Below are 21,753 nucleotides of genomic sequence, written 5' to 3' on the forward strand. Positions count from 1 at the left end.
AATAAATTGAAGGATTAAGAGAGGGGCATATTAATATGCAATCATTTAAGGCCGGAAAATATATTACATATGTTGCAATTGCTATATTACTTGTAGTCGCTATTATGTCTCCTTATGAATTACCTAAAAAGATTGGCTTTATTATAGGTGTTCTTATTTTAGGGGTATGTGCACTTGGTACTAATAAACTTTACGAACGGATATTCCTTATATGGAAGATATAACTGTAACTCAAAAAATGCACGATTTTAGTAGTATTGTAGGTTATGATGAGTATACAGCCAAGGTAGGTGCGGAATATAGTTCGCGCAAGTATGAATTGCTTTTAGAGAAAATTGATGTTCCGGATATTATTCCGTATTTCAGTGATCACGATATAACAATCCGCTTAGAATTGGGAGTAGGGACTTATGGGTATAAGCTTCACATGGGTCAAGAGAAAGGTTTTTATGCATCATACGAAGGTTTTGGAGGAGGTTTTTTCTTGAAACCTGAAAAAAAGGAGTAATCACACATGTTTAAACAAGGACGTATTTTGATGTATATTTTTACCGCGGTTTTATTTTTTTCTTCATTCTTTTTTCCGCAGCCAATGGAAAAAAGGTTTTTAACAGCTATTGCAGCATTGATTATTGGTGGAATAGGTATTGGAATTTCCTATCTATTAGAAATTTTGAGTAACAAGTCGAATATATCTAAAAAGAACGGAGAATGACGATGGAGCTTTTCCCGATTGGTTCAGTTGTGAAGCTAAAAGATCTAAACCAACCTGTTATGATTATTGGAAGAATGGTCATTTCAGCAGATAAACTTGATTTTGATTACGTAGGGGTTCTTTATCCGGTTGGTTATTTAGGCGATGAAAAAGTGTTATGCTTTAATCATGATAAGATTGTAGAGGAAATACATAGAGGGTATTTGAATGAGAGTGAATTAATTTTACGTGAGAGATTAGTAGAATTGTAAAAATATTGAAAAATACATATTGATTTTAAAAATACGATAGGGGAAACAAAATGGGAAAGATAATGAGAACTATAGTAATCATTGGCATACTTGTTCCTCCAGTGCTGCTGTGGAGTGCACCTGGTATTCCTTTAAATGATAAACTGCTGTTTACAGGTTTACAACTAACTGTAGGATTCACCACAGTAGTAGCGTTAGAGATTATATTTAAAAATCGAAAAAAGAAGAGGGCAAAATAGAGATAGATTGTATGGAATAACAGCTGAAAATATGTAACATGTATTATTAATCGTTTTACTTGGGAGGTGACCTACTGGTTGCCTCTTTTAACGTTATGCTTATAGTTTTATCTGAAAAAGAAAAAAGGAGCAATCAAGCATGTTTAAACAAGGGCATATTTTAATGTGTACTTTTACCGCAGTGCTATTTTTTCTTCCTTCTTCTTTCCACAGCCAATGGGGAAAAAGGTTTTAACAGCTATTGTTGCTCTAATTATTGGTGGAGTAGGTATTGGAATTTCCTATTTATTAGAAAATTTCAGTAGCAAGTCGAAAAATATATCTAAATAAGAAAAGAGAATAACGATAAAGCGTTCCTAATTGGTTTAGTTGAAAAGATAAAAGATTTAAATTGTTTTTTTATGTTATAGAAATTAACAAGCGTTAAGAAGTAAATACGTAGTATATCGTATAGTAACGGCAAGCGGAGTACATGTGAATAGATATTAGTTAAGAAGAGGCTACTTATAATAGGCAGCCTCTCCTGCGTGTATTATGCATTATTATCGATACATCGTCCACATCCCAATGTCTTTAAACCCTAGTCGTTTATAAATACGTCCAGCAGCTGGATTGTTATAAAACAAACAAAGCGTTCGGCCTTCATTCGTAAAGTCTTGAATCATTTTTTGTAATATGAGCGAAGCGTATCCGCTTCCGCGATAATTCGGATGTGTACATACGCCAACTACCATAGCGGATAATGAATTTTCAGCGGAAGTAGAGGCGGATGCAATAATAGCACCGTCTTTTTCAATATAATATGTGCGTCCTGTATTTGTTTTGAGAGCTTGTCTTAATATTTTCTCTGATTCATTAGCAACTGGAAATTCAGCAATGTTACCTCGCAATTGCATAATTCGCTCTACATCATCTAGTGTGGCAAGTTTAATTGTTTCTTGGATAGGCGTGCTAGGTAAGTTGTTGTCATTTAGACATTCGCAAAAATACATTTCATTTTTGGCGCCTAATTGTAGACTTGGAGAAGTTTCAAACCTTTCTACAATAGTTGACTTGCCAGAGAGTTTAAGCGGTTTATATGCGGAAAGAAGTGCCTCATAATCAAGGGTAACAAAGTCTTCTTTACTATATGGTATAAATGAATCGTGGAATCGGAGTAGAATTGATTTTAATGTCCCATTCTCTTTAAATACTCCCCATAATTCTTGGAAATCTGTGTCATAACCGAAAGCTTCAATATCTCCAATAATAAACAAGTTAATGGCTGCTTCTTCTTTTAGGTAAGCGAATACTTGTTCATGATCTTTCTTTGTTAATTTTCGCATCATAAAGAATCGACCTCTTTTTTTATTTTTCTAAATATTACAACTTAAGTTTTTTGAAATCAATATAAAATTTTATGTTTAGTTCACAAACTTTCGGAAAAACTAGGAAAGATATGACAAAGGAGGTTATGAACGGTGGATCATCCAATTCAAGGGTTAATGAAAGCAGCAATGGAAAATTTAAAAGAAATGGTTGATGTAAATACGATTGTTGGAGAGCCTGTTCAAACGGCTGACGGTGGTGTGGTGTTAACGGTTTCTAAAGTAGCGTTCGGTTTTGGAGCAGGAGGTTCTGATTTCCAAACGAATGATGGACAAAGAGCGAACGGTAACCCTGCATTTGGTGGCGGTAGCGCGGGTGGTGTTTCGATTACACCAGTAGCATTTCTTGTGGTGAATAAAGATGGAGTAAATATTCTTCATTTACAAAATGCGACACATTTAGCAGAAAAAATGATTGAATTAGCTCCACAAACAATTGATAAAATTCAATCGATGTTCCAAAAAGAAGAAAAGAAAGAGGGAAATCATCATCCTCAAAACCCTGATGAAATCCTTTAAAAACGCCTGCTTATGAGCAGGCGTTTTTTCTTGTAATCACTATGTAATAAAACACATGAAATTGTAAATAGTTTTTGAAGTTTTTTCTATGTTTCTAAAATTTTTCATGTTAAAATATGCTATAGAATTGAAACATATAAAACGAAGGTGGCTAGGTGCTTTGTCTGGAGGATCTGACCAAGTAAAGAATATGATATATATTAATGGTAATCGTCGAGGTCATTGTTTTATTACATCAGGAATTACGTTTAAAGAGTTTGCGAGTAACATCCCTTCACCGCTTCATCAAGTGTTGCTTTTGAAGCACAACTTTGAATGGACGGATTTTCATTATCATACTTTATTTGAATATGTTGAGGAAGAAAATATACATAAGTTAATTCAAGCAGAGATTGATGAATTTGATGAATTTTGTTGGGTAGATTTTGATGATGCAAGCGATTTAGATGAATTAGAGCCGAAAGAAATTGCAGAATTATTATATTTGGCTCACAAAAAAGAACCACTTGCAAGAACATTCTTTCCGTTACTGAAAAATAGATTTGTTTATTTTTCACATGATGACGGATGGTACAACAAAGTGTATTATCGTAGAATTGCCGATTTTGTAGGAATGTTAAGTAAAGTCATTCCGTATAAACTCGGTGCTTTCGGTAAGAAACGTTTTTCTTTCTTCCAAAAATCAAAAATTTTCCCAGCAATTTCAAAAGAATTGATTATGGGACTTATTCCACTAATGGAAGATGGTCTTTACATAGATCTAGCAGGGAAGATTGAGTCAAGAAGAGGTCTTGAAATTCCGGTATATGTAGTTGGTTCGTATGAAAGTACGGATGAGGTGCTAGATAATATCGATGAATTGAAAGAGGAAGCAACAGAAACAGGTTGGCTCATTTTTGATAAGAAAGAACAAGAGTGGCAATGGGTTGTTGACTAAGAAAACTTGGCGCATGAAGTCAAGTTTTCTTGTCATTTGAAAGGAGTACAAATGAAGAAATATTATACAATTGTGGGTATTGTAAGTATTATTCTCGTGGCAATATTACTTATAACTTGTCCGAAAGAATCAGATTTTAAAGTGTATGTAGAGGATAAGTATGCGTTGAATTGTAATGAGAGTAGTTTTGAATGCACGCAAAATGTAGATGGTAAAAAAGAAAAACTACAATTTGAAAGTACAGATGCACGAAATGGTGTATTCTTTATGACTGTAAAGCAAACATTTAAAACAGAAGCTGGTGTTTCAAAAGAATATAGCGGAGTAGGAATGTTTGGTACATTTCTTTTTGTTTCAGAGAAGACTTTCTAGTAATAGAAGGTCTTTTTTTTATGCTTATGTTCATATAGATGAAGTAAGACAACCATAGGAGGGATAGCGATGAAGAACACATGTATCGTTTGCGGTGGTGAGGAGTTTTTTTCCTCAACATTATATGCACGTACGAAACAAGATTGGGCATATGCACCAAACATGTATCGGTTTGAAAAAGTATTTATTGAGCATAGGGATGAAGAAAATTATCCAGTGTTTCAAGAAATTACAGCGAAACATTGTTGTGGATGCGGTCATATTATGTTGTATCATGAATGAACACACCAAGTATAACTTGGTGTGTTTTTTTAAAACGCTGACAAAGCAAGCGGATAAAGTAAAGTAAATAAAACAGAAAAACTACCAAAACCAATTGCTGTATATCCAAGTGTTCTTGCCCCGAAATTGACAGCTAATAGGCCAACTAAAATTGCTAGGGAGCCGAGCGTAACTGGATAAAAAGCAATGGAGAATAACGAAAGAAATAAAGCGACATAGCCTACCATTGCGCCGGTATTTGTACCTTCTATCTCATTTGCAATTTCTTTACGCTTATGTCTAATTGGAATGCCAGCTGGTGATATTTCAGCAGCATACTCTTCGTTTTTTTCACCACTTTTAAAATGATGATTTCTCTTTCTTCGCATGTACATCCCTCTCTTTCAATTGGGTGTACCTATAGTATCTTTCATAAAGAGAAGAACATGAGTATGAGTTAAACCCAAGTAAAGCAAAAATTGGAGAATACGTATTCCATCGTTAACATATCCATTTCCTATTGAAGATAAAGTGCGGGATTTTTTCCATCACGACTGATTATCAGCCAGCAACAATTGGATTTTTATAAGCAGTTCTCTTCCATTAACTGGTCCGCATCCATTGAATTCTGAGGTAGGTGTCTTACTGCAAGCGGGATAAAACAGGAATTTTGGAAAATGATGTAGAATGAAATGAATGATAATACGTGAAGGTAGGGGAATGTATGACAACATTTAATTGGCATGAATCAGCAGAGAAGAAATGGGATAGTAGTGCGGAGTTTTGGAATAAAAATAGTCAGGAAATGTGGGATAGCGGGAGTAGGAGCACAATTATTCCGTTTTTTGAACAATACGTAAAGAAAGAAGCACAAGTGCTCGATGTTGGTTGTGGTGATGGGTACGGTACATATAAATTAAGTAGCGCAGGCTATAAAGCAGTGGGAGTAGATTTATCGGAAGTGATGATTCAAAAAGGTAAGGAGCGCGGAGAAGGACCAAATTTATCTTTTATAAAAGGAGATTTTTCTGCATTACCATTTGAAAATGAGCAATTTGAATCAATTATGGCAATTAATTCTTTAGAATGGACGGAAGAGCCATTACGAGCGTTAAATGAAATAAAGCGTGTGTTAAAGAAAGATGGATATGCATGTATTGCAATTTTAGGACCGACAGCAAAGCCACGAGAGAACAGTTATCCTCGCTTGTATGGAAAAGACGTTGTTTGTAATACGATGATGCCTTGGGAATTTGAACAGTTAGCGAAAGAACAAGGTTTTAAAGTTATAGATGGCATCGGCGTATATAAGCGCGGAGTAAATGAGAAGATGTTAGGTCAACTACCTACAGAGTTACAACAATCGTTAACATTCTTATGGGTATTTATGTTAAAAAACGTATAAAGAAATGAAAGAATTTTTAGGAGGTAAATAAGTGCAGAAAATACAAAAAACTGATACAATATCATCAGAACCAATTAAAGGGGGACTAGGGTATATGACAACTACTACAACAGTGAAATCCGATATTGAAATCGCACAAGAAGCGAGTATGAAGAAGATTCAAGAAATTGCAGCTGATTTAAATATTTTAGAAGATGAATTAGAGCCATACGGGCATTATAAAGGTAAGTTATCTCTTGATATTTTTAAGCGCTTACAAGATGAGAAAGACGGTAAAGTTGTTTTAGTAACAGCAATTAACCCAACTCCAGCTGGAGAAGGTAAATCAACAGTAACAGTTGGTTTAGGTCAAGCTTTTAACAAAATTGGTAAGAAAACAGTAATTGCACTTCGTGAACCATCTCTTGGACCGACGATGGGATTAAAGGGTGGAGCAGCAGGTGGCGGTTTTTCACAAGTCGTACCAATGGAAGACATTAACCTTCACTTTACTGGAGATATCCATGCGATCACAACTGCCAATAACGCATTAGCAGCGTTTATTGATAATCATATCCAACAAGGAAACACACTTGGAATTGATACGCGTAAAATTGTTTGGAAACGCTGTGTTGACTTAAATGATCGTGCCCTTCGTAACGTAGTAATTGGTCTTGGTGGACCTGTACAAGGTGTACCACGTGAAGACGGTTTTGACATTACAGTCGCATCTGAAATTATGGCCGTATTCTGCCTTGCAACAGATATTCAAGACTTAAAAGCGCGTCTATCTCGCATCGTAGTTGCTTATAACTTTGCAAATCAACCTGTAACGGTTAAAGATTTAGGTGTAGAAGGTGCGTTAACGCTATTATTAAAAGACGCATTAAAACCAAACTTAGTACAAACATTAGAAAATACACCAGCTATTATTCATGGCGGACCATTTGCGAATATTGCTCACGGTTGTAACAGTGTTATCGCTACGACAATGGCAGCAAAATTAGGTGATTATGTTATTACAGAAGCTGGATTTGGTGCTGATTTAGGCGCTGAGAAGTTTTTAGATATTAAAGCTCGTGCAGCTGGCATTAAACCAGAAGCAGTTGTTATTGTTGCGACGATTCGTGCGCTTAAAATGCATGGTGGCGTAGCAAAAGATCAATTAAAAGAAGAAAATGTAGATGCATTAGCAAAAGGTATGGAAAACTTACAGAAGCATGTTGAAACAATTCAAAGCTTTGGTGTGCCTTTCGTAATTGCAATTAATAAATTCATTACAGATACAGATGCAGAAGTTACATACTTACAAGAGTGGTGTAATGAGCGTGGCTATGCAGTATCCTTAACAGAAGTTTGGGAGAAGGGTGGCCAAGGCGGAGTTGACCTTGCTGAAAAAGTACTAAAAGAAATCGAAAAAGGTGAAAACAACTACGCACCACTTTATGAATTAGAATTACCATTAGAAGAAAAAATTCGTACAATTGCTCAAAAAGTGTATGGCGCAAAAGATATTGAATTTGCTCCGAAAGCACGTAAGCAATTAGCTCAATATGAAGGAGAAGGTTGGAGTAACCTACCAGTTTGTATGGCGAAAACACAATACTCTCTTTCTGACGATGCAACAAAATTAGGTCGTCCATCTGACTTTATCGTTACAATTCGTGAGTTAAAACCATCTATCGGTGCAGGCTTTATCGTTGCGTTAACAGGTACAATGTTAACAATGCCAGGTCTTCCAAAACAACCAGCAGCACTTCAAATGGATGTAAATGAAGATGGAAAAGCAGTAGGTTTATTCTAAAAGGTTGTAATTCATCTCGTTTATCTGTAAACTATATATACATCAAGTGGCGCCTTTCCATCGAAAGGCGCCTGTTTTTTGGAGGAAATTATGTTTGATCCAACTGCTTTTGACAATTTAAAAGTAATCGTAGAAGGTGCTGTGTATGATTTTGATCTACATGGAGATATTCTTGTAACAGATCGAAAAGATATGATGGACCTTGCCTCATTAAGTCGTATATATCATATCTCATTTCAATTAACAGAACCGTTCGAACCATTAGTAGAAGCAACATTTTCATTATCTGTGGATGCAAAGAACTTGTCTGGTGAAATACTAGAAGTGCCTCAGTTTACACCAGGTTGTGAAATGAAGCTAGCATTTTCATTCCCGTTAGAACAACCAGAAGTAGGATGCGAAGAAATTGAAACTTTAATGCGTTCTATATGGGGAAAAGAAAGAATGATTATGCAGAAAGTTTCATACGAATATAATAAGCAAGCGATTTCATATCATAATAAGGTAGAGGTTCTATTTCAAAAAGCGATTACAGAAGACCATGTTGATGATTTAATAGCTGTTATTTCACACATGATAGAAACGGTGCGAACAATACAGCATTTTCTTCAAAAATAGAGATAAAGGAGAAAAACAAATGATAAAAGATATGCAACCATTTTTACAAGAAGCTTGGGAGAAGGCTGGTTTTAAAGAATTAACTGAAATTCAAAAACAAGCGATTCCAACTATTTTAGAAGGACAAGACGTTATAGCTGAATCTCCAACTGGAACAGGAAAAACATTAGCGTACTTATTACCCCTTTTACATAAAATTAATCCTGAAGTAAAACAGCCACAAGTTGTTATTTTAGCTCCAACGCGTGAACTTGTAATGCAAATTCATGAAGAGGTTCAAAAATTTACAGCAGGAACTGAAATTTCAGGTGCATCTTTAATTGGTGGTGCAGATATTAAGCGCCAAGTTGAAAAATTAAAGAAACACCCAAGAGTAATTGTCGGTTCACCAGGCCGTATTTTAGAATTAATTCGTATGAAAAAGCTAAAAATGCATGAAGTAAAAACAATTGTATTTGATGAGTTTGATCAAATTGTAAAGCAAAAAATGATGGGTGCAGTGCAAGATGTAATTAAATCAACGATGCGCGATCGTCAATTAGTATTCTTCTCGGCGACAATGACAAAAGCGGCAGAAGATGCGGCACGTGATTTAGCAGTTGAACCACAATTAGTACGTGTAACACGTGCAGAATCAAAAAGCTTAGTTGAGCATACGTATATCATTTGTGAGCGACGCGAAAAAAATGATTACGTAAGAAGAATTATGCATATGGGCGATGTAAAAGCAGTTGCTTTCTTAAACGATCCATTCCGTTTAGATGAAATTACTCAGAAATTGAAATTCCGTAAAATGAAAGCAGCGGCTCTTCATGCAGAAGCAAGTAAACAAGAGCGTGAAGCAACGATGCGTGCTTTCCGCGGTGGAAAATTAGAAATCCTACTTGCTACTGATATTGCAGCACGTGGAATCGATATTGACGATTTAACACATGTAATTCACTTAGAATTACCAGACACAGTAGACCAATACATTCACCGCTCAGGACGTACTGGACGTATGGGTAAAGAAGGAACTGTCGTATCTCTTGTAACTCCACAAGAAGAGCGCAAATTACTACAATTTGCGAAAAAACTAGGCATCGTATTTACGAAGCAAGAAATGTTCAAAGGAACATTTGTAGAATCGAAGCCACCAGCACCAAAGAAAAAGAAACCAGCATTTACTGGGAAGAAAAAGCCTAGATAAATGATGGAGAAGGCGTAACTATTTGTAGTTACGTCTTTTTTATTTGCAATTGAATAATACAAGGAGTTTTATTAATGATTATTGAAATGTATCTATTATCACTTTTTTAATCAACATATGTACAAGGAAGTAATATAAAAAAAGTCGAATATTAAACTGATGCGAAATGATAAAAAGAAGGTTCATATATGGATAGGAAATTAGGAATGTTTTTGAATACGAAACATATTGAAGTAAACGAAGGAATACAAAAAGCAAGGGAATGGGATTTAGAATATATTCAATTATATGCTATGAATAAAAACTTCAACTTAGCTAATATTCCAGTGGTAGAATGGACTGCTTTAAAGAAAAGCTTATCTTTTAATGGAATAAAGATTCCATCATTAGCAATTAGTTTTGGAGAAAATGGAATTACAGGAACAGAAGTTGACAGTGCAATAGATCAGATTAAATATATTACTGACAGAGGTTTGGAGCTGGGAGCAAAGATCATAACAGCTCATATTGGGAAAGTTCCAGATGATGAAAAAAGTGAGTGCTATGATAAAATGATACGGGTTTGTTATGAGATAGGAGAATTAGCATTCAAATTTGGGGGAGTCTTTGCTATTGAGACAGGATCTGAAAAAGCAATAGTATTAAAACGATTTTTAGAAAATGCAAACTCGAAAGGACTAGCTGTTAACTTTGACCCAGCAAATTTAATAAGTGATGTAAATGAAAATCCGTTAGAAGGTTTATTACTATTAAAAGATTATATAGTACAAACTCATATTAAAGATTGTAAAGAAGTGAAAAGTAATAGTTCAAGTAAGTATATAGAAGTAGCAGTAGGAAATGGTGAAGTGGATTTCGATATATTCTTCAAAGTATTAGATGAAATTGGATTCGACGGATATAACATGATTGAAAGAAACAATTATTTTGACGAACTGGATGGGATGAGTCAGTCGATAAATTTTGCAAAGAAGTACATACCAACTCAAAAGGAATAACGATACCAGCTGTAGAAAGCTACATAGAATGTAAAAAAACAATAGGAGGAATACAAATGATTCATAAAGTAGGACAAATTATGTTATATGTAAATAATCAAGATGAGGCAGTAAATTTTTGGACGGAAAAGGTAGGGTTTCATGTAGTTGCAGAGGAAGATAACAAGCAAGGAATGAGATGGATTGAAATTGCTCCAACTAACGGTGCTGAAACGAGCATTATATTACATAATAAAGAAGTTATTTCGAAAATGAGCCCAGAATTAAATCTTGGTACACCGTCCTTAATGTTCTTCTCAGAAAATCTGGATCAATTATATGCAGGTTTAAAAAATAAAAATGTTACTGTTGGAGAAATGGTAACTATGCCTTCTGGTAAAGTGTTTAACTTTGCTGATAGTGAAGGGAATTATTTTGCGGTTATGGAGAAGAACCAATAATAATATTGCTATGTGAAAATCCCCCTCAAATATATTGAGGGGGATTAAATCTTTGAAGTGGATTTTTCATGAGAGAGTTGTTTAATAAAAAATGCACCTTTTTCAATAGCGGTTTCAATGTAACCGACAATTTGATTAAACGTAAACACCTGTAAGTCTTCATGCAAATGTTGCTCAGGATACAACATATCTTCAAAAAGATACTTTCGAAAAGCTAAAACGTTTTCTTTAGAAACCTCTTCAATATCCACAATGTGAGCCTCTTGATTGAGAAGAGAGAAGAGCTGTTGTTCTTGATCGTAATGATGAAGCAACTTTGCATTTAACAGTTTAAAATCGTTATAGTACAGGGGTGCGATGGTTTCGTCATTCTCTATTCTATTTTTTAGCCATGGTAGAAAAAAGCCACTTAGCCAATTATCATCGGCAATGAGGTGGGTATAATAGCCTAAAATAAAGGGGGAATCTATATGTGCTTCGTATTTATGAAAGAATGAATCATAATCTATTCTTCTCGTATAGTTCTTCGTTGTACCAGCGTAAAAGTGTGAAGTACCTTTTTCTTCTGCTGAATGAACCGCATCAGGGGCTACCCCTCCAAGTAAGAAAGAAGTTTTATCTTGAATACATAGTTTCTCAGCAATACCGTTAGCGATAATAACATGCATAATTCGTGATCCCATGAATGCCACCTCTGTTTCAAGTATTCATTTCAGGAAGAAGACTGAACAGTTAGTATTACTTTCCCTGTACTTTTTCTACTTTCGACCCATTCATGTGCTTTCCCTGCATCTTGAAGGGGAAAAGATTTTGTAGCTTTCATTTGCAAACTTCCGTCACGCAAATAACGGAAAACTTCATTTGCCGTTTCTTGGAGTAGTTCAGGACGTTTTTTCCGTGTAGTGCCAAAGCTAAAGCCTAGTATAGAGCGGCAACTTGCGTGTAAATCTTTCGTTTTGAAATTGCCAATTTTACCGCTTGCATTACCGAAATGAACGAGGCGACCGTAATAAGCTAGGCAGTTTAAACTTCTTTCAGAGACAGTTCCAGAAATAGAGTCCAAAATTATATTCACTCCTTCTCCGTTTGTCAGCTCATTGACTTTCTCTACAAAATCTTCATCTTGATGACAAATAACATAATCAGCTCCAGCATCTAAAGCGATTTCTTTTTTCGTTTCACTTCCGACAGTACCGATAACTGTTCCAGCCCCTAATCGTTTTGCAAGTTGAATCGCGGTAGTACCAATTCCGCCAGCAGCTGCATGAATCAGCACGGATTCATTTTGTTGAAGCCTTGCAACATTCACGAGTAAATTATAGCTTGTGAAAGATACGATCGGACAAGCAGCTGCGGTTTGAAAGTCGACTTCATGGGGTAAAACGAAAGTGAGATTTTCATTTGAAACAACGTACTCTGCGTAAGATCCATTTTGAGGAAAAGCAATGACACGCTGTCCAGGTTGAATATTTTTCACATGAGAACCGACGCGTTCTACAATACCAGTTGCATCTATTCCTGGAATAAAAGGTAGTGCTTTATTTCCTTTTTTGCCATAACGTGATTTAATATCAGCGAAATTTACACTAGTAGCAACAACGCGAATTAAAACTTGATCTTCTGAAATAGCCGGTATATCCAAATCTGTATATTTCATCCCTTCAGGACCACCGAACGACGTTACAACGATAGCTTTCATCATATATCCTCCTAAATTTGACTATATAAATCATTTTAAATCTTTATCAGAAATTGGAAAATTATATAATAGTTATGCGTGGTTATAAGTGAAGCTTATGAACTCATCGGATCATAATATTAATTTATATAAAAAATTTTTTCGGAAAAATCGAACGAAATATGAATTACTTGCCAATATATAGTGTAAGACAAAGGAGGGCTGGAATATGAAGGCTGAAATAGATTACGCACATTTAATTCGATTAACTTTATCAGGAAATAAAGAAGCGTATAGCGAATTGTATGATGTAACGATTCAAGAAGTATATAAAACAGCACATTTTTTAATTGAAGATAAAACGGATGTAGATGATGTCGTTCAAGAAGTATACATACAGCTATATGAATCGCTTCGTAAATATGATAGCGAGAAGCCATTTCGCCCTTGGCTAATTGGGCTTGCGATTAAACAAATTCATTCTTATAGAAGAAAGAGGTGGATGCGACTACGAATTATGAAAAAAGCAGAAGAGCAAAGAAAGCCAGTGCAAATTGATTTTTCTAACGATGTTGTAAGTAAAATATCAAACCAAAAACTAATCGAACTCATTCATAAATTACCGTATAAATTGAAACAAGTTATTATCTTAAGATACTTATACGAATATTCACAAGAAGAAGTAGCACAAATATTACATATTCCAATTGGTACAGTGAAGTCTAGAATTCATGCGGCATTAAAGAAACTACGTCAAAAAGAGCAAGTAGAAGAAATCTTTTTAGGAGAGGTAGGGAATGTGAAATGAGTTTAGATTGTAGAGTTAGAGAATCTATACGAGAAGAAGCGAAGGGGATTGTTGCCCCGCCGGAGTTAAAAGAAAAAGTAATTGTTCAAATCAAAATGAATCGCGGGGGAAATAAGGTGAAGAAACGTTTTATCGCCGGAGTGCTTGCAGCAGCATTTTTAATCCCTACGACCGGTTTTGCATATCAATCTATTATGGCGGATGGTATATACGGATCTTTTGAGAATTTAAAAAAACACGCCGGAGCGATGACGTTAGCAGCGTATATGCGTTTTAATGCAAAGTTATCAGAAGCGAAAGATGAAATGGGCACGAAGGAATATGAGGAGTTTACAAAAGAACTAAAAAAATTAACAAATGCAAAGCTTGCGTACGGAGATTCGAATGGTAATATAGATTATGATGGATTATCACCAGCAAAAAGAGAAGAAATGAAAAAGGTAAGTATGGGCCTTCAACCATACTTTGATAAATTAAATGGTCATAAATCTAGTAAAGAAGTATTAACGCAAGAAGAGTTTGATCGCTATATGGAAGCTTTAATGACACATGAAATAGTACGAGTGAAGACAAAATCAACTGGTGCAATAAAAATAGAAGAAGTACCTGAGGCGTACAAAGAAAGATTTATTAAAGCGGAGCAGTTTATGGAGTATGTAGATGAAAAGGTGAGATAAGTAAAAAAGCTCAAAGCTTTAGTTTTGAGCTTTCTTTATTAAAAGAAAATAGAGCATTCAATTATATTTTTTCATCGTTGCATTGTCCTTTTGTATAAAACAATCTAAAAGGGAATAACCAGCTATTAAACTAATAATCGTAACAAAAGTTGTATTTATTAGAATAATATTAACTAAATAAGGTAGGTATTCGGCAAGTGGTGAAAAGAGTAGTGCTGGGGAAAAGGAAATGAATAGTGTAGGCACTGTAATAGCAATAAATTTATCCGGTTGAAAGCTCCAGTTTTGTTTACTCGTTTCGCGATTAATAGATTGAAGGAATCGTAATAAAATGCCAACTATAAGAGGGAAGAGTGTAAAGTAGAATAATCTTGGATAAACGTTAAAGTTCACTTGTGCATCTGTATCTAAATAAAATTGAATTTTTACTCCTACAAATAATAATAAGACGATAAATAATGTGAAGCAGAGGTATAGCATCACTTTTTGCATTATATTCCACCATCCTTTACTCAAAATATATTCAAAAAAAGAAGAGATATACAATAACTACTGTTGTATATCTCTTCTTTTACTGTTAGTTAATAGTGGAGTTTGCTTTTTCTTGCTTCGTGAAATAATCAATAATGCCCATTGCGCTAATTTCTATATCTAGATGTAAAATATTATAAACGGAATGATCTGATGGAACGTTTAACTTTGTAAGATGAGAAGAGATTTTATCCATTAACAAAGTTTGTAAAGCTTTAGTTGCTTCATCGAAATCATTATACTTTTCAAAGACTTCCTTACCAGTATGAACGAAAATAGGTAGCCAATATTCCAGTTGATTATATACTTCTGTAACATGAGAGGATGCGCCGTAATGACCGAAATAAATAGTATCTACATTCATACTTTGAATGTGATTTTTAGAAATAATCATCGCATCTGGTTGGAATTGTGAAGGGGACGTTGATGGTAGATATAACTCTACATCAACGTCTGCGAGTTCTCTATAATAAATTCCAATTGTATCGCCAGTAAAAATCCCGTTTGTTAATGAATCATGAATGCTAATATGGTGCTTCGCATGTCCTGGTGTATCATAAAATGTAAGGGTGCGGTCTTTTGCAATTTTTAACGTATCACCATGTTGTACAATATGAACACGTTCTTCTTCAATTGGAAGAATTGGATCAAAGAGTTTATCGAAATCTTCTTTGTAGACAGCTTTTGCACCTAAAATAAGTTTTGTTGGATCAATCATATGACGAGCACCACGAGAATGCACATATAACGTAGCATTTGGGCACTTTTCCATCATTAAACCAGCTGCGCCAGCGTGATCTAAATGCACATGTGTAACGATAATGTTTTTAACATCGTTTAAATCAATATGTAATTGTTGTAAGCCGTCTAAAATATACGGAAGAGAAGGGGCTGCACAAGTTTCAATTAAAGTAATATCGTCACCTAATAAAACGTACGTACCTGTTCGTTCATTATGCTGTAAATCGAAATCATCAATAAGATATAGGTGAGAAGATAATTGCTCTACTTTTTTCATAGTTACCACTCCTTATATACTGCATGTTTTTATTATACGCTAAAATAGAAAAAAGGCAGAAAACGAAGCTCGTCTTCTGCCTTTTTGTAATATTATTATTTCGTTTGTTGTTTATTAATAGACATAATGAACAGTCCAACAATCCCGCCTACTAATGGAAGCATAATCTCTCCTGCTAAATTAAAGTAGGAGCTTAAGAATAAACCATTTACATCGATTACCCAGCCAGTAACATACAATAACATCATATATAGTACGAAATAAAACTCGCGATTTGAAATCGTTTCATGTTGTGCAGTTTTCATAATGAACACCATCCTTTTCTTTTATAATGGAATATAAACTGTCACATTTTGTTCACATTTCAATTGTAAAACTTTCCATCATAAAAGTCTAGTAGTTTGTGTCGAATTTTCGAACAGAAATAAAGCGCTATCATTACAACTTATAAGTACGTAATAAGAGCTGTATATTCACGAATGTAGTATAGTATAAACATAGAATGATAGTGAAGAGAGGGGCAAAGACAATGACAGTTTATGATTTTTCAGCTAAAACAATTACAGGTGAAGAAAAATCGTTAAAAGATTACAAAGGAAAAGCACTTCTTATTGTCAATGTAGCTAGCAAATGTGGTTTCACACCACAATATAAAGGATTACAAGAGGTATATGATAAATATAAAGACCAAGGACTCGAAATACTCGGATTTCCTTGTAACCAATTCGGGGGACAAGAACCAGGTACAGAAGCGGACATTACTAGTTTTTGTGAATTAAACTACGGTGTAAACTTCCCGATGTTTGCAAAGGTTGATGTGAAAGGTGATAAGGCTCACCCTCTATATACATACATGACAGAACAAGCACCAGGTTTACTTGGTATGAAAGCAGTGAAATGGAATTTTACGAAGTTTTTAATCGGAAAAGACGGGAAAGTAGTAGGGCGTTTTGCTCCGCAGACGAAGCCGGTAGATTTAGAGGTTGAGATTGAGAAGGTGCTTGGGGAATAAGTAGGAGTTTCACTTTATTAAAAAACGTCTCAAAGAACAATGTAGTTCTTTGAGACGTTTTCTTTAAACTCAAATTTTCAAGATTAAATAACTGTATCAAAGCCATCTGATTTAGGTGGAGAAGCTGCTTTTTTCATAAGCACTTCCCATAAGTGTACGGATTTCTTCCATTCTACCGTAGCCTGCCCCTGTTGATACATAGCGTTCTCATAACTGGCAGTAAGTTGTTGCATATCGGCCGAGTTGTAAAGTGTATCGATATGGAGAGCGTATTCTCGGAATGTTTGACTTTCACCCCGTGGTATGCCAATTCTCGCAAATTGTTTTAAAAGTGCACCGTAAGCTTTTTGATAAACAGCATCCTCTTTTCGGTATTTATAGAAATGAATAATAAGAAATGTCATCCATTTCATTCTAGTGGTGAAGAGAATGTATCCTATAATACTAATTAGTATCGTAGAGAGGAATACGTACCACCAAGAAAAACTAGTTTTAGAATTTGTGACCTTTTTAGTAGAAGCTTCTTCTGTATTTTCAATTAAACTTTTAAGTTTTGCTTCATTATTTCGTTGTTGTATTTGCTCGATATTAGAATTATTTGCTTCGCTATTTTGTGAAATAGGAGCAGGCGTATTATTTATAAAATTATAGGGATTAGTAAATCCTTTTGTCGGTTCGAATGGAATCCATCCGTATTCTGGGAAATATACTTCGACCCAAGAGTGTGCGTTATCGTTCGTGATTGTATAAACATCCTCACCTTCTGCAGAGGCAAGTGTATTGTCAAGAGTTCCTTCTGTATAGCCTTTCACCCAGCGAGCTGGAATCCCGGCAGAACGAAGTAGTACAATCATAGAAGTCGAAAAATTATTACAGTAGCCGCTTTTTGTATCGAAAAGGAATTGATCTACATAATCTTGGCTTTTGGCAGGGAATGAGACATTCGTTGATTCGTATGTAAAAGAGTTGTCTGTGAAGTAATTTTCAATAGCTAATACTTTATCATATCGGTTGTCTTTATCATTTGTAAGATTGATAGCCAAGTCTTTTACGCGCTGTGGTAATGACTCGGGAAGTTGTGTGTACTTTGTCATAAAATAAGGATTTGTTTCTTGACCTTCATTTGTTTTTACAGCTTTCAAGTTTTTTATGGAAAACTCAGGGATCTCATATGTTACTTTATACGAATGTAAAGTAGTAGAAGAGTCGCCATTCATTGTATAAATTTTTTCTGAAAACGGGTCAACACTGTATGATACATCAGAAGAAGCTTCAACTGTTACTAATCCTGCTGGATAGGTAAGGTGAGGGTAACTTTTTTGCATGGTAATTGTTGCCTCTGTAGTTTTCGTTTTTGTATTTTGTTCGTACCAGCTTACGACGTCGTTTTTATTTTTAAAAGAAACCTTTTTCGGATTTTCAGAAACATCCCAGCCTTTTCCGGTATAAAAATCTTTCGTTTCGACTCTCCAATATTGTTTGTTTTGCGTTCGTGCTGTGAAAACAATTGTAGGATCCGCCTTAAAAGGACCACCTAATCGTGAGTCATCTAAACCATACCCAATTGTAGAAACTTTTTTTTCTTTACTTGCTTCAGATGTGTTGAATTTTAAAAAATCCATTGGGTTTGGCCATTGAGGGCCAAATTTTGGAGCAAAGTATGCGATGGTTGCTAATAATACAATAAATATTGTAAGTGGTCTAAGTAATTTTGAGATTTCCCGAGCATAATTTTGTAAGTGTTCACGTTCTTTTATTCGTTCTACTTGAAGAAGACTAAGCATAAAAAAGCCGATGACAACAGTACGAATAATAGCGTAGTTTGCATTGTATAAATGTAAGTTATGAAAAGTTGCGATATAAATAATAGTCAATACAAGAAATAGAAACCCACGTTTTTTATGAATAATCCAAAATGAAGTAAAAGAACTCAAAAACCAAAATGAGAGAAAAAATAAAACCGTCGGAAAAACTGGAGAAATATCTAGTAAATTCCCTTGGAAAAACAGGGAGGAATTTCGAAACATATCAGAAAAGAATGCTGTTAGCCAAGATGGATTTATAAAAGCATTTTTATAATATAGGGAATGAATGATAAATAGGACTGTGACAATTTTTATTGGAATCTGCCACCTCGTTTGAAAAAAAGAGAGAGCGAAGCAAATTCCTATAAATGTTACGAAAATATCTAATCTACCTACATTTGTAATACCTATAAGAGGTCTTAGCCATTCTAGTAAAAGCAGAAATACACATGCATGCATAAAGAATCTGTTCGTATCCCACTTGTATTTTGTTTGTAATGTTATCATTTGCTCACCTCAAAAAACACGTTTGTATACCGGTTTTCATAAACCGTGTTTACAAATATTTGTCGTTTTTTTAGAGTTTCTATTATACTGATTTCTCGGTGTGAAAGTTGATTCGCTTTTTCTTTCACGACAAAAACCATACATTTTCTATTTCTTATAGCAGCACAATCAGCCGCCTTTTGAATATCGGGAGAAAGATTACTGGTCACGAGTATAACCGTGACGGGCTCATAAATTTTTCTTAGTTCCATGTCTACACTCTGGGAGAGCGGGAATACACTGTCTGCTTGCACTTTTGCTAAATGACAAAGGATTTGTTGTAACTGCGTATCTCCATTGTCTAAAGGGAAAATAGTTTGTTCTTTTCCGATAGACACGAATGATGCTGGTGAATTTTGTTTCAAGACAGTCCTTACGATAGAGGCAGTAAATGTGACGACTGATTCGAATAGAGGAGACTCGGTTCTGTCTATGAATATCATGACATTATGGCTGCGCTGTTGTTCAAACTCTTTTGTCATAATAGTGTTTGTTCGTGCAGTTGCTTTCCAATCAATCCATGAAAAGCGATCACCAGGTTTATAGTCTCTGACACCGACAGAGATTGTAGAGTCTTTTGCTGAATTTATATTTGCTGAAAGCGCTCCTTGTTCGAAATGATTTTCCAATTGTCGATATGCTATATCTACATACTGGGGATAGACTAAAAATGTATCTGGAACTGAAAAAGTTACTTCTTTCTCTATCATGCCGAATAAATCGCCAGTTTTTACACGAACGCTTGAAAAAGTGTGCTCGCCTCTAGAGATTGTGTCAATAACATATTGAAACGAAATATTTCGTTTCAATCCTGGGAAGAGTACTACCTTATTCATCTTTGTTTGTTTACAACTTATAAATTGTGGTGGCAGTTCATCTTCTATAACTAAATAAAGTAAGGGAAAAGGAAATTTTCTTTTTATTGTAATCGTGCTTATAAATTGTTCTCCTACTACATATCCATTTTGGTTTGTTATTCGTCTTACTTCAGCGTCCCATAAAGCGTAAAAGGGGAGTAGTAGTGAATAAAGAGCAATGGGAATTGTGCTGTAAAACAAAAAACAACTTACAAACCCTCCTTGAAACATAGCGTACACAAATGTTAAGACTAGACATAAAGGGAGTAGCAATAACTTCGTAACGTGATATAGCGCTCGCAGTATTCGTTTCATCAAGGGTTCATCGTCCTTTGAGTCGGCACAGTAGTTCGTGCAACGATTTTTGCGATAACTTGTTCTCCAGTTATTCCTTCAAATTTTGCTTCCATTTTTAAAATGAGTCTATGTGCTAAAACGTAAGGAGCTAAAAATTTAACATCGTCTGGAATAACATAATTTCTGCCATGGATAAATGCATAAGCTTGTGAAGCTTTCATTAAAGCAATTGAGCCACGTGGACTTGCACCTAGCTGTATAGAACTGTACGTACGAGTCTGATTAACAAGTTTTACAATGTAATGCTTAATTGCTTTGTCCATACTTACTACCCGTACGCTTTGTTGTAAATAAATTAATTCTTCTATTGTAGTAATGGTCTGTAATTGAGAGAGTGGATTTGTTTTTTCCATCCGGTTTAAAATTTCAAATTCTTCTTCTGGTGTAGGATATCCCATTTTTAGTTTCAATAAGAAACGATCGAGCTGAGCTTCTGGTAGAGAATATGTTCCTTCATGTTCGACCGGATTTTGTGTAGCCATGACAAAGAACGGCTTTGGTAAAGGCCTTGTAATGCCATCGATTGTAATATTGCCTTCTTCCATACATTCAAGTAAAGCAGATTGTGTCTTTGGAGATGTACGATTAATTTCATCAGCAAGTACAAAATTCCCCATAATTGGTCCAGGCTTGAACTCAAATTGGAGCTCTTTCGGATTATAAATAGAAACTCCTGTTACATCTGACGGCAATAAATCAGGTGTAAATTGAATTCGCTTATAATCAGCATCAATGGATTTAGAAAGAGCACGTACTAGCATTGTTTTCCCGACACCAGGAACATCTTCTAATAGCACATGACCGTCAGCTAAGAGAGCTGTCAAAGCTAAGATCGTTTCTTTTCGTTTTCCGACCATTATTTTTTCAATATTATTGATTATTTTTTCTACAGTGGGATGTAATGAATCAAGCTGGGGCATCGTAATCCTCCTAATGTTATTATCGTTTTCTAATCTATTTAGTGGACATATTTCTAATTCTATTTGTAGATAGTAAAACTTTTACCTTAAATTCTGAGAATATTCAGATTATTTATTTCGATTACATCTAGTATAATTGTTTCCGTAACTAAGGGCAATACAGTAAATAATGATTTGTAGTTTTATGTAAAATCAGACTCGATATAAAATAATAACATTTGGAAAAAATTTTTTACATACAATTTATACTCTTTTCCTTATGGCAGTTTTGAAATAATATCAAAACTCTTTTTCTTTTGCAAAATAGTCGATACCTCAAAATACCATTCTCCTAATAATTAAGATTAACCATAATCTTCACAACGGAACACAAGATTTTCTCACAAACTTATTTTCTACTGAATTTTTGACAATCTCTTGAACTGTGCGAAATGTCACATCTGTATTTTA

General features: G+C 34.9%; 28 protein-coding genes and 1 pseudogene. 19 read left to right on the forward strand and 10 right to left on the reverse strand.

All coding sequences use genetic code 11. From position 1 onward, the window contains the following. Positions 1–35 precede the first annotated feature (35 nt). The 6 genes and pseudogenes from ACQRBL_RS10090 to ACQRBL_RS10115 all read left to right on the forward strand — a co-directional run bounded on the left by ACQRBL_RS10090 (position 36) and on the right by ACQRBL_RS10115 (position 1,535). Positions 36–224, forward strand: a complete 189-nt coding sequence (locus ACQRBL_RS10090) for a hypothetical protein (RefSeq protein WP_003270359.1) — start codon at positions 36–38, stop codon at positions 222–224. Then, positions 212–508, forward strand: a complete 297-nt coding sequence (locus tag ACQRBL_RS10095) for a hypothetical protein (protein ID WP_002093967.1) — start codon at positions 212–214, stop codon at positions 506–508. Before ACQRBL_RS10090 ends, ACQRBL_RS10095 begins: the two co-directional genes overlap by 13 nt. Before the next feature lie 6 nt (positions 509–514). After that, positions 515–715 (forward strand): hypothetical protein, encoded by a 201-nt coding sequence (locus ACQRBL_RS10100; protein WP_000476183.1) that lies wholly within the window; start codon positions 515–517, stop codon positions 713–715. Positions 716–717: 2 nt separating this feature from the next. Next, positions 718–966 (forward strand): DUF4176 domain-containing protein, encoded by a 249-nt coding sequence (locus ACQRBL_RS10105; protein ID WP_000418713.1) that lies wholly within the window; start codon positions 718–720, stop codon positions 964–966. Positions 967–1,016: 50 nt separating this feature from the next. Further along, positions 1,017–1,205: a hypothetical protein gene (locus ACQRBL_RS10110; protein WP_000516417.1), complete on the forward strand. Its 189-nt coding sequence runs from the start codon at positions 1,017–1,019 to the stop codon at positions 1,203–1,205. A gap of 139 nt (positions 1,206–1,344) precedes the next feature. Beyond that, positions 1,345–1,535: pseudogene (locus tag ACQRBL_RS10115) on the forward strand (hypothetical protein). 212 nt (positions 1,536–1,747) lie between these two features. Here ACQRBL_RS10115 and ACQRBL_RS10120 read toward each other — a convergent pair. Continuing rightward, entirely contained in the window at positions 1,748–2,533 is a 786-nt protein-coding gene (locus ACQRBL_RS10120; protein ID WP_000984746.1) for a GNAT family N-acetyltransferase, read from the reverse strand. A 132-nt stretch (positions 2,534–2,665) separates the two neighbouring features. Between ACQRBL_RS10120 and ytfJ the strand changes: the two genes are divergently transcribed. The 4 genes from ytfJ to ACQRBL_RS10140 all read left to right on the forward strand — a co-directional run bounded on the left by ytfJ (position 2,666) and on the right by ACQRBL_RS10140 (position 4,682). Next, complete coding sequence (gene ytfJ, locus ACQRBL_RS10125; protein WP_000349991.1) at positions 2,666–3,091, forward strand: GerW family sporulation protein; 426 nt, start codon at positions 2,666–2,668, stop codon at positions 3,089–3,091. 160 nt (positions 3,092–3,251) lie between these two features. Then, entirely contained in the window at positions 3,252–4,028 is a 777-nt protein-coding gene (locus tag ACQRBL_RS10130) for an oxalate:formate antiporter (protein WP_000014087.1), read from the forward strand. A 51-nt stretch (positions 4,029–4,079) separates the two neighbouring features. Continuing rightward, on the forward strand, positions 4,080–4,400 hold the full coding sequence (locus tag ACQRBL_RS10135) for a hypothetical protein (protein ID WP_000761184.1): 321 nt from the start codon (positions 4,080–4,082) through the stop codon (positions 4,398–4,400). A gap of 69 nt (positions 4,401–4,469) precedes the next feature. After that, positions 4,470–4,682, forward strand: a complete 213-nt coding sequence (locus ACQRBL_RS10140; protein ID WP_000798747.1) for a hypothetical protein — start codon at positions 4,470–4,472, stop codon at positions 4,680–4,682. Between the two features lie 29 nt (positions 4,683–4,711). On the opposite strand, the gene ACQRBL_RS10145 is transcribed toward ACQRBL_RS10140, so the two are convergent. Then, positions 4,712–5,050 (reverse strand): hypothetical protein, encoded by a 339-nt coding sequence (locus tag ACQRBL_RS10145; protein ID WP_001253201.1) that lies wholly within the window; start codon positions 5,048–5,050, stop codon positions 4,712–4,714. Between the two features lie 335 nt (positions 5,051–5,385). Between ACQRBL_RS10145 and ACQRBL_RS10150 the strand changes: the two genes are divergently transcribed. The 6 genes from ACQRBL_RS10150 (at position 5,386) to ACQRBL_RS10175 (ending at position 11,094) form a co-directional block, all read left to right on the forward strand. Continuing rightward, positions 5,386–6,066: a class I SAM-dependent methyltransferase gene (locus ACQRBL_RS10150; protein WP_000206576.1), complete on the forward strand. Its 681-nt coding sequence runs from the start codon at positions 5,386–5,388 to the stop codon at positions 6,064–6,066. Between the two features lie 94 nt (positions 6,067–6,160). Further along, positions 6,161–7,849 carry a formate--tetrahydrofolate ligase gene (locus tag ACQRBL_RS10155; protein WP_014482011.1) on the forward strand — a complete coding sequence of 563 codons (1,689 nt, stop codon included), beginning with the start codon at positions 6,161–6,163 and terminating at the stop codon, positions 7,847–7,849. Positions 7,850–7,939: 90 nt separating this feature from the next. Beyond that, entirely contained in the window at positions 7,940–8,467 is a 528-nt protein-coding gene (locus ACQRBL_RS10160; protein ID WP_000460216.1) for a hypothetical protein, read from the forward strand. Positions 8,468–8,486: 19 nt separating this feature from the next. Then, on the forward strand, positions 8,487–9,656 hold the full coding sequence (locus ACQRBL_RS10165; protein WP_000588597.1) for a DEAD/DEAH box helicase: 1,170 nt from the start codon (positions 8,487–8,489) through the stop codon (positions 9,654–9,656). A gap of 188 nt (positions 9,657–9,844) precedes the next feature. Then, complete coding sequence (locus ACQRBL_RS10170) at positions 9,845–10,654, forward strand: sugar phosphate isomerase/epimerase family protein (RefSeq protein ID WP_000375200.1); 810 nt, start codon at positions 9,845–9,847, stop codon at positions 10,652–10,654. A 56-nt stretch (positions 10,655–10,710) separates the two neighbouring features. Then, entirely contained in the window at positions 10,711–11,094 is a 384-nt protein-coding gene (locus ACQRBL_RS10175) for a VOC family protein (RefSeq protein ID WP_000581475.1), read from the forward strand. Between the two features lie 44 nt (positions 11,095–11,138). On the opposite strand, the gene ACQRBL_RS10180 is transcribed toward ACQRBL_RS10175, so the two are convergent. Together ACQRBL_RS10180 and ACQRBL_RS10185 are read right to left on the reverse strand one after the other, a co-directional pair. Continuing rightward, positions 11,139–11,777 carry a hypothetical protein gene (locus ACQRBL_RS10180; protein ID WP_023521770.1) on the reverse strand — a complete coding sequence of 213 codons (639 nt, stop codon included), beginning with the start codon at positions 11,775–11,777 and terminating at the stop codon, positions 11,139–11,141. Between the two features lie 29 nt (positions 11,778–11,806). After that, positions 11,807–12,793 carry a quinone oxidoreductase family protein gene (locus ACQRBL_RS10185; RefSeq protein ID WP_023521771.1) on the reverse strand — a complete coding sequence of 329 codons (987 nt, stop codon included), beginning with the start codon at positions 12,791–12,793 and terminating at the stop codon, positions 11,807–11,809. Positions 12,794–13,001: 208 nt separating this feature from the next. Between ACQRBL_RS10185 and ACQRBL_RS10190 the strand changes: the two genes are divergently transcribed. Continuing rightward, positions 13,002–13,580 (forward strand): sigma-70 family RNA polymerase sigma factor, encoded by a 579-nt coding sequence (locus tag ACQRBL_RS10190; protein WP_000642664.1) that lies wholly within the window; start codon positions 13,002–13,004, stop codon positions 13,578–13,580. After that, positions 13,577–14,257, forward strand: coding sequence for a DUF3600 domain-containing protein (locus tag ACQRBL_RS10195; RefSeq protein ID WP_023521772.1), 681 nt, complete (start codon positions 13,577–13,579; stop codon positions 14,255–14,257). The genes ACQRBL_RS10190 and ACQRBL_RS10195 overlap by 4 nt, the downstream gene beginning before the upstream one ends. A 57-nt stretch (positions 14,258–14,314) precedes the next feature. Here the strand turns inward: ACQRBL_RS10195 and ACQRBL_RS10200 are convergent, their stop codons facing one another. From ACQRBL_RS10200 to ACQRBL_RS10210, 3 genes are all read right to left on the reverse strand, one after another. Further along, positions 14,315–14,749, reverse strand: coding sequence for a hypothetical protein (locus ACQRBL_RS10200; protein ID WP_001174535.1), 435 nt, complete (start codon positions 14,747–14,749; stop codon positions 14,315–14,317). 85 nt (positions 14,750–14,834) lie between these two features. Then, positions 14,835–15,806, reverse strand: coding sequence for an MBL fold metallo-hydrolase (locus ACQRBL_RS10205; protein ID WP_411996367.1), 972 nt, complete (start codon positions 15,804–15,806; stop codon positions 14,835–14,837). Between the two features lie 95 nt (positions 15,807–15,901). Next, positions 15,902–16,111 carry a DUF3925 domain-containing protein gene (locus ACQRBL_RS10210; RefSeq protein WP_000844984.1) on the reverse strand — a complete coding sequence of 70 codons (210 nt, stop codon included), beginning with the start codon at positions 16,109–16,111 and terminating at the stop codon, positions 15,902–15,904. Positions 16,112–16,335: 224 nt separating this feature from the next. On the opposite strand from ACQRBL_RS10210, the gene bsaA reads away from it, so the two are divergent. Next, positions 16,336–16,818, forward strand: coding sequence for a glutathione peroxidase (bsaA, locus tag ACQRBL_RS10215; protein WP_000219440.1), 483 nt, complete (start codon positions 16,336–16,338; stop codon positions 16,816–16,818). Positions 16,819–16,901: 83 nt separating this feature from the next. On the opposite strand, the gene ACQRBL_RS10220 is transcribed toward bsaA, so the two are convergent. From ACQRBL_RS10220 to ACQRBL_RS10230, 3 genes are read right to left on the reverse strand one after another with little or no spacing between them, the layout of a single operon-like run. After that, on the reverse strand, positions 16,902–19,130 hold the full coding sequence (locus tag ACQRBL_RS10220; protein WP_023521773.1) for a transglutaminase TgpA family protein: 2,229 nt from the start codon (positions 19,128–19,130) through the stop codon (positions 16,902–16,904). Then, positions 19,127–20,341: a DUF58 domain-containing protein gene (locus ACQRBL_RS10225; RefSeq protein ID WP_411996366.1), complete on the reverse strand. Its 1,215-nt coding sequence runs from the start codon at positions 20,339–20,341 to the stop codon at positions 19,127–19,129. Before ACQRBL_RS10225 ends, ACQRBL_RS10220 begins: the two co-directional genes overlap by 4 nt. Then, positions 20,341–21,303: an AAA family ATPase gene (locus ACQRBL_RS10230; RefSeq protein WP_001135797.1), complete on the reverse strand. Its 963-nt coding sequence runs from the start codon at positions 21,301–21,303 to the stop codon at positions 20,341–20,343. The genes ACQRBL_RS10225 and ACQRBL_RS10230 overlap by 1 nt, the downstream gene beginning before the upstream one ends. Positions 21,304–21,753: the final 450 nt, after the last annotated feature.

This window comes from Bacillus sp. AF62, assembly GCF_050312695.1.
Classification (GTDB): domain Bacteria; phylum Bacillota; class Bacilli; order Bacillales; family Bacillaceae_G; genus Bacillus_A; species Bacillus_A cereus.

Excerpts from the sequence above, each read along its gene's own strand:
- ACQRBL_RS10090 (WP_003270359.1), top strand. The coding sequence starts at position 36 with ATGCAATCATTTAAGGCCGGAAAATATATTACATATGTTGCAATTGCT.
- ACQRBL_RS10095 (WP_002093967.1), top strand. The coding sequence starts at position 212 with ATGGAAGATATAACTGTAACTCAAAAAATGCACGATTTTAGTAGTATT.
- ACQRBL_RS10100 (WP_000476183.1), top strand. The coding sequence starts at position 515 with ATGTTTAAACAAGGACGTATTTTGATGTATATTTTTACCGCGGTTTTA.
- ACQRBL_RS10105 (WP_000418713.1), top strand. The coding sequence starts at position 718 with ATGGAGCTTTTCCCGATTGGTTCAGTTGTGAAGCTAAAAGATCTAAAC.
- ACQRBL_RS10110 (WP_000516417.1), top strand. The coding sequence starts at position 1,017 with ATGGGAAAGATAATGAGAACTATAGTAATCATTGGCATACTTGTTCCT.
- ACQRBL_RS10120 (WP_000984746.1), bottom strand. The coding sequence starts at position 2,533 with ATGATGCGAAAATTAACAAAGAAAGATCATGAACAAGTATTCGCTTAC.
- ACQRBL_RS10135 (WP_000761184.1), top strand. The coding sequence starts at position 4,080 with ATGAAGAAATATTATACAATTGTGGGTATTGTAAGTATTATTCTCGTG.
- ACQRBL_RS10140 (WP_000798747.1), top strand. The coding sequence starts at position 4,470 with ATGAAGAACACATGTATCGTTTGCGGTGGTGAGGAGTTTTTTTCCTCA.
- ACQRBL_RS10145 (WP_001253201.1), bottom strand. The coding sequence starts at position 5,050 with ATGCGAAGAAAGAGAAATCATCATTTTAAAAGTGGTGAAAAAAACGAA.
- ACQRBL_RS10150 (WP_000206576.1), top strand. The coding sequence starts at position 5,386 with ATGACAACATTTAATTGGCATGAATCAGCAGAGAAGAAATGGGATAGT.
- ACQRBL_RS10155 (WP_014482011.1), top strand. The coding sequence starts at position 6,161 with ATGACAACTACTACAACAGTGAAATCCGATATTGAAATCGCACAAGAA.
- ACQRBL_RS10160 (WP_000460216.1), top strand. The coding sequence starts at position 7,940 with ATGTTTGATCCAACTGCTTTTGACAATTTAAAAGTAATCGTAGAAGGT.
- ACQRBL_RS10165 (WP_000588597.1), top strand. The coding sequence starts at position 8,487 with ATGATAAAAGATATGCAACCATTTTTACAAGAAGCTTGGGAGAAGGCT.
- ACQRBL_RS10170 (WP_000375200.1), top strand. The coding sequence starts at position 9,845 with ATGGATAGGAAATTAGGAATGTTTTTGAATACGAAACATATTGAAGTA.
- ACQRBL_RS10175 (WP_000581475.1), top strand. The coding sequence starts at position 10,711 with ATGATTCATAAAGTAGGACAAATTATGTTATATGTAAATAATCAAGAT.
- ACQRBL_RS10180 (WP_023521770.1), bottom strand. The coding sequence starts at position 11,777 with ATGGGATCACGAATTATGCATGTTATTATCGCTAACGGTATTGCTGAG.
- ACQRBL_RS10185 (WP_023521771.1), bottom strand. The coding sequence starts at position 12,793 with ATGAAAGCTATCGTTGTAACGTCGTTCGGTGGTCCTGAAGGGATGAAA.
- ACQRBL_RS10190 (WP_000642664.1), top strand. The coding sequence starts at position 13,002 with ATGAAGGCTGAAATAGATTACGCACATTTAATTCGATTAACTTTATCA.
- ACQRBL_RS10195 (WP_023521772.1), top strand. The coding sequence starts at position 13,577 with ATGAGTTTAGATTGTAGAGTTAGAGAATCTATACGAGAAGAAGCGAAG.
- ACQRBL_RS10200 (WP_001174535.1), bottom strand. The coding sequence starts at position 14,749 with ATGCAAAAAGTGATGCTATACCTCTGCTTCACATTATTTATCGTCTTA.
- ACQRBL_RS10205 (WP_411996367.1), bottom strand. The coding sequence starts at position 15,806 with ATGAAAAAAGTAGAGCAATTATCTTCTCACCTATATCTTATTGATGAT.
- ACQRBL_RS10210 (WP_000844984.1), bottom strand. The coding sequence starts at position 16,111 with ATGAAAACTGCACAACATGAAACGATTTCAAATCGCGAGTTTTATTTC.
- bsaA (WP_000219440.1), top strand. The coding sequence starts at position 16,336 with ATGACAGTTTATGATTTTTCAGCTAAAACAATTACAGGTGAAGAAAAA.
- ACQRBL_RS10220 (WP_023521773.1), bottom strand. The coding sequence starts at position 19,130 with ATGATAACATTACAAACAAAATACAAGTGGGATACGAACAGATTCTTT.
- ACQRBL_RS10225 (WP_411996366.1), bottom strand. The coding sequence starts at position 20,341 with ATGAAACGAATACTGCGAGCGCTATATCACGTTACGAAGTTATTGCTA.
- ACQRBL_RS10230 (WP_001135797.1), bottom strand. The coding sequence starts at position 21,303 with ATGCCCCAGCTTGATTCATTACATCCCACTGTAGAAAAAATAATCAAT.